The sequence below is a fragment of the Oceanobacillus sojae genome (genome assembly GCF_007991515.1).
Taxonomy (GTDB): domain Bacteria; phylum Bacillota; class Bacilli; order Bacillales; family Amphibacillaceae; genus Oceanobacillus; species Oceanobacillus sojae.
Genome location: NZ_BJYM01000018.1, coordinates 98255 through 104254 on the forward strand (window position 1 = coordinate 98255; position 6000 = coordinate 104254).

The following is a 6000-nucleotide window of genomic DNA, read 5'->3' on the forward strand; positions in this document are numbered from 1 at the left end:
CATGTTATACTTTCTGTGAATAGATAATCTTTTATAAAAGAAATGAAAATAAACTTGTTATCAAATTCCAGTAAGATGATCAATTTAATTCGTTCAATAGTTGTCGCATCATTCAATTTCTATCAAATTATATTTGGTGATAATTGGGGTTATTCAAAATCACCTCTTTTATTTTTTATTTAAAAATAACTTTATAGGTTACTTTAAATTCATTATAACATATTTAGTTATAAAAACAAACGTACGTTCTCTTTTTTATCAAAATAAATTATATTGTTTCATAAGGAGAGGTAATTAAATGAGCATCGATAAAAATGTAGGAAAGAATATCAAAAGAATTAGAAACGAACGTCAGCTTACACAAGAAGAATTAGCGAACAAAGTAGGAGCTATAAAACAGACCATTTCCAAAATAGAACGCGGTGTTTTCTCTCCTTCCTTTTCACTGTTAGTCAAAATATGTAACGAACTATATACAACTCCTAACGAACTGCTATTGGAGGATTCACAACGGTTACAATGGGTAGCAGAGAGCCCTGATCAATTAGAATATTCCATAAAAGGTTTGGAACAGGAAATGACAATAGTTGAAGATTTATGGGCAAAGGCAGAAAAATATAAAGAGGATGGAGAAGAAAAGCAAGAAGCTAAAGTTTTACATGAAATTATAGATCACTTTGCATGGGAAAATGACCATTTTAGAGAAGTCGCTGAATACCTTTATAAAAAAAGATTAAATGATTATTTAACTAAAACATCCAAAGAGCTGAGAAATAACAAAGTAATGAACTTAAGATTGATGGAGAAAGAAGCATTTAAAAAGGATGGTAAATGATGATAAATTTTTAAAAACAAAACAATCTGTCTTATCTATATAAGACTAGAATTTATCTCTATTTACTGTACCCATTTTGAACAAGTGTTATTAATTATACTTTTATACAGCCAGTTCCCTTATTCCATTAGAATACTTTCCTATTTATAATCCATCTTGAGAAAGATGGATTTTTTTGTTTCCTCCAAATACTTCGCCATTCTCCTTATAACTTACAGCGATTAAAAATCCATAACATTAGATAAACCAAGTCTAGGACATGCTGGTTGAAGTAATATTTTTATGATTTCCCTTCTACTTAAGCGGATTTTTTCAGGGCATATATAATAGAAGTTTCCAGATTGAAAATAAATATGATCGGCCAACTGCAAAAAGATAAGAAAAAATTTTGGATATTCTTCACTTGATAGCGACAAAATATCCAATGAAAGTGTATAATGAAATTCGTGACGAAAAATCGACAAAATCGGACAGCTATTTTTTTATTTCGTGCAAAACGCGGATTAAAAATATATAATAATCAAGGATACTAAGTTTTCTTTTGTTAATATGGAGGTTAAAAAATATGTTCAAGAAAAAACCAGATAAATTTTCCCTTTATCTCGTTGATTTCGCAAAGCACTTACATGAAACGGCAGATTATTTCTTTCATTTTAAGGTGAAAGATTCGGATACACTGCAACAGTTTTCCGATACCATAAAAAAACATGAATCCATTGCCGATGATAAAGTTCATGAAATCATTAAAGATTTAAATCAGGCTTTTATTACTCCTATTGAAAGGGAGGATATTCTCCAGCTTGTAAATAATCTGGATGATATTATGGATGGAATGGAGGATTTCTCTTCCAGAATGGATATTTATAATATAATATCTTCCGATGATTACATCGATCAATTTACAAATTATATACTAAAATGCTCCAAAGAAATTTTGACATCAATGGAATTGATCGCGAATTATCAATTAAAAGATGTGGAAGAGCATGCTATCCGTATTAAAGATTATGAAAGTAACTGTGACGAGTTATATCGTGAATCCTTAAGGAATTTATTCCAAAAAGAAAAGGATGCCATTAAAGTAATCCAGTATAAAGAAATTTATGAAATTCTGGAAGAGATAGCCGATTATTGTCAAAACGTAGCAAGTACATTACAAAGCATCATTATGAAAAATGCGTAAAAGTGTGGTTAAAATATGGAGTTTCTTACTGTAATTATTGTATTGATTGTAATTTTTGCTCTTCTCTTTGACTTTATAAACGGGTTTCACGATACAGCAAATGCAATTGCAACATCTGTATCAACGAAAGCCCTGACACCCAGGAGAGCAATTATATTGGCTGCTGTAATGAATTTTGTCGGAGCATTAACCTTTACTGGTGTCGCTCAAACGATTACTAGCGGCATTACCGACCCATTTAAATTGGATAATGGACTGGCCGTCATTTTAGCCGCTTTGATTGCGGCGATTATCTGGAATCTGGTTACGTGGTATGCAGGAATCCCAAGCAGCTCATCTCACGCAATTATCGGTGCCATAACTGGTGCAGTTATTGTGTCAGCAGGGTTTGATGCGATTCATTTCCAAGGATTCCTCTCTATACTTGAAGCCTTGATTTTCTCCCCTGTTTTAGCTTTTGTAGTCGGGTTTATCCTGTATGGGATTATTAAAGTTATTTTTAAAAACAGTAATTTAGCAAAGACAAACAAACGATTCCGACTTGTGCAGGTATTAACTGCATCTGTGCAATCCTTCGCTCATGGTACGAATGATGCGCAAAAATCGATGGGGATTATTACCATGGCATTGATTGTCGGAGGTATGCACACAACCACAGATATCCCATTTTGGGTGCAAGTTTCCTGTGCTGCAGCAATGGCACTTGGAACTTCTGTAGGCGGATGGCGAATCATTAAAACGGTTGGCGGAAAAATTATGAAAATCCGTCCAGTAAACGGCGTTGCAGCTGACCTTACTGGTGCTGCCGTTATCTTCGGAGCAACACTTATTCATTTACCTGTAAGTACAACCCATGTTATTTCATCCGGTATCTTAGGGGTTGGAGCTTCTCATCGGCCCAAGGGTGTTAACTGGGGTGTAGCAAAACGGATGGTTGTTACGTGGGTAATCACCTTGCCAATTACCGCTACATTAGGTGGAGTTATTTATTATATTTTGAATTTCTTCCTATAAAGATTGTTTGGTTCTCATTATGGCTGTTAAACAATTAAAGATAGTGGTTTTCTGCTTAATCTAAGGACCAGATTGAGGCTGACTTTTGTTGTAATCTAAACATAAAAAGCCAGTTCAAAATAAGCAATACCTTCCACTGCTTTATAATGAAGAGCAAAGTATCTCTGATCTTCATTATAAAGCTTAGCGAAAAGTCTTAATATTTTTCTAATCGGGTCTTTCCTTAAATAGGGAAGACTTTTTGTTTTATCGTTAAAGTTAGCAGTTTTTTTGAGAAAAAAATCCCAATCCAGAAAAAATAAATTTTTAGCTGGATTGGGCTAGTAAGACTTTATTCTGATGGCATTACTTATTGCCAATCTCTACATATTTTATGGTGGCCTCTTTTCCTTGTATAACATATTAAACCTTCTCTCAATCTAAGCCCACCACATTGCTGCTGGTGCTTCTTCCATATTCACCTGTTTCAGATTTTTCACTGCTGCATGAAAACCTTCATCAATAGACATAATCGGATCTTCATGCTCGATACTAATCACATAATCATACCCGTACGTTCTTAATGCACTTACAATATTTGACCACTCCTGAATACTATGCCCATACCCTACCGAGCGAAAGCTCCAGGCCCTGGTCTGCACATCTCCATACGGCTGCATGTCGGTTAAGCCGTACATGTTGACATTATCCTGATCAATATAGGTATCCTTCGCATGGAAATGGTGAATCGCTCCTGCTTTCCCCAGAATTTTAATTGCTGCAACAGGATCAATTCCCTGCCACCATAGGTGACTTGGGTCAAGATTCGCACCAATAGCATCATTTGTTGCTTCACGAAGCTTTAACATTGTATGCGGTGTATGGACTAAGAAACCTGCATGCAGCTCTAAACCGACCTTCACACCATGATCCTCAGCAAATTGTCCTTGTTCTTTCCAATATGGAATTAATTTTTCCTCCCATTGCCATTTCAAAATATCGGAATATTCCGTTGGCCATGGTGTAACCGGCCAATTCGGGTACTTAGAATCTTCATTAGATCCCGGTGTCCCGGAGAAAGTATTCACTACAGGAACATCGAGCATTTCTGCCAGACGAACCGTTTTTACAAAAGCTTCATGACTGGCTTTTGCATGTGCTTTATTCGGTGAAACAGGGTTATCATGACAGCTGAATGCACTAATTGTTAATCCCCGTGATTCCACCTTATCCTTGAATTCTTTTCGCTTCTCACTATTTTCTAAGAGCTCATCAATTTGACAATGTGCTGTCCCCGGGTTTCCGCCTGTTCCGATCTCCACCGCATCTAATCCGGCGTCCTTTACATAGTCCAGCATGTCCTCAAACTTTTTTTCTGCAAATAAAACGGTAAATACACCTAGTTTCATTAACTTTACCTCCCCTAGTATGATAGAAAAATGCTTTTTCCTTGCTCACTGCTTTCGTAAATAGCATCGATTACCTTCGTTACGCGTAATGCTTCTTCAGGGCTGCTCTTTAGTGATTCTTTTCCTAAACAAGCATCAATAAAATTCTTCGCTTGTAATATACCTGCCTGGTGATGATCTTCTATTATTTCTGTATATGTTTCCATCATTTTACCATACTTTGGCTGATAGACCTCATAAGGAAAAACACTTAAACTGCCTTTATCTCCGGATATCGAAATATGTGTCTGATCTTCGCTGTCCAGGAACATTCAAAAAAAGCGTGCTCTAGTTATCAAAACGGATATACGCGCTCACATGGTCATCGGCATCAACCGCTTCAGTGTCATAACTTCTCCAATGAATAGATTCTTTTCGTTTGAACTGATTCCAATGCCCCCAGGATAATTGCTAACGATTTCTTTCCTTCTTCACCATTAATTAATGGCGTTGTATCGTTTTGAATGGATTCGATAAAATGATCAATTACATGTGTTGTCGTCTGTCCGCCTTCGTCATTAGACTGAATCGCACCAAGTTCATACTTTACGACTTCTCCATTCGCATATTGAGCCACCAAAGAATAGGCTGGATCATCTTCTAAGCGGAGCATCGCTTTCTCACCGTAAATGATGGTTGAATTATCTTCTTTCGCTGTATATGCCCAGCTTGCTGCTAACGTACCAATCGTGCCTTTTTTCGATTTCAGAATTAAGGCTGCATTATCATCTACATCTGTGCCCTCCTTCGCACTTGTTTCCACAAAGGCACCGACTTCCACAAACTCATCCTGTAACAGATAACGGATTAAATCTGCTTTATGTACGCCTAAATCCCCCATTGCGCCGATGAAAGCTTTATCTTTTTGAAAGAACCAGCTGTCCTTTCCATCTGCACTCCATCCTTCAGGACCACCATGTCCAAATGCTGTACGGAAGCTGTAGATTTTTCCAATAGCTCCTGATTCAATTAATTCTTTTGCCTTTTGATGAGAAGCTACAAAACGCTGATTATGCCCAATCATCAATTTCTTACCGTTTCTTTCCGCTGCTTCAATCATTTTATCCGCTTCTTCTTCAGAGGTTGCCATCGGCTTTTCGCAAAGCACATGCACGCCTGCATTTAGCGCATCAATGCTCACAGGTGCGTGTAAATAGTTAGGTAAACACACACTTACTGCATCAATTTTTTCGCTTTTTAGAAGCTCTTTATAATCCGTATAAGCTTTGGCATCATATTGTAGGGCTGCTTTTTCCGCACGTTCCCCGACAATGTCGCAGACAGCTGCAATGTTAACATGTTTGTTCTGTGCGTATTCCGGTAAATGGCGATACTTTGCAATGCTCCCGCATCCAATTACTGCTATATTTAATATCATACTTATTTCCCTCTCTATCTCATATTATTTATCCTTGTTCAACTGGTTGAACATTGCCATACGTATGCTTAGGTGTATCTTGATTTTGCGCCCACTCTACAGCGTTTTTAATTATTTGCTGTACCTCAGTCTGATGATAAGTCGGATAGGTTTCATGGCCGGG

General features: G+C 36.9%; 6 protein-coding genes and 1 pseudogene. 3 read left to right on the forward strand and 4 right to left on the reverse strand.

Annotated features, from left to right (window positions below):
- The first annotated feature begins 298 nt into the window (after nt 1-298).
- The 3 genes from OSO01_RS18870 to OSO01_RS18880 all read left to right on the forward strand — a co-directional run bounded on the left by OSO01_RS18870 (nt 299) and on the right by OSO01_RS18880 (nt 3032).
- Nucleotides 299-835, forward strand: a complete 537-nt coding sequence (locus tag OSO01_RS18870; protein WP_147212035.1) for a helix-turn-helix domain-containing protein — start codon at nt 299-301, stop codon at nt 833-835.
- Nucleotides 836-1400: 565 nt separating this feature from the next.
- Nucleotides 1401-2018 carry a DUF47 domain-containing protein gene (locus OSO01_RS18875; RefSeq protein WP_147212036.1) on the forward strand — a complete coding sequence of 206 codons (618 nt, stop codon included), beginning with the start codon at nt 1401-1403 and terminating at the stop codon, nt 2016-2018.
- 15 nt (nt 2019-2033) lie between these two features.
- Nucleotides 2034-3032, forward strand: coding sequence for an inorganic phosphate transporter (locus OSO01_RS18880; protein WP_147212037.1), 999 nt, complete (start codon nt 2034-2036; stop codon nt 3030-3032).
- A gap of 419 nt (nt 3033-3451) precedes the next feature.
- Here the strand turns inward: OSO01_RS18880 and OSO01_RS18885 are convergent, their stop codons facing one another.
- From OSO01_RS18885 to OSO01_RS23785, 4 genes and pseudogenes are all read right to left on the reverse strand, one after another.
- Nucleotides 3452-4420 carry a sugar phosphate isomerase/epimerase family protein gene (locus OSO01_RS18885; RefSeq protein ID WP_147212038.1) on the reverse strand — a complete coding sequence of 323 codons (969 nt, stop codon included), beginning with the start codon at nt 4418-4420 and terminating at the stop codon, nt 3452-3454.
- A gap of 14 nt (nt 4421-4434) precedes the next feature.
- Complete coding sequence (locus OSO01_RS18890) at nt 4435-4731, reverse strand: Gfo/Idh/MocA family oxidoreductase (protein WP_147212039.1); 297 nt, start codon at nt 4729-4731, stop codon at nt 4435-4437.
- Nucleotides 4732-4805: 74 nt separating this feature from the next.
- A complete protein-coding gene (locus OSO01_RS18895; protein WP_147212040.1) occupies nt 4806-5837 on the reverse strand; it encodes a Gfo/Idh/MocA family protein in 1032 nt (343 codons plus the stop codon).
- A gap of 28 nt (nt 5838-5865) precedes the next feature.
- Nucleotides 5866-6000, reverse strand: a pseudogene (locus OSO01_RS23785) (ThuA domain-containing protein); the annotation flags it as partial.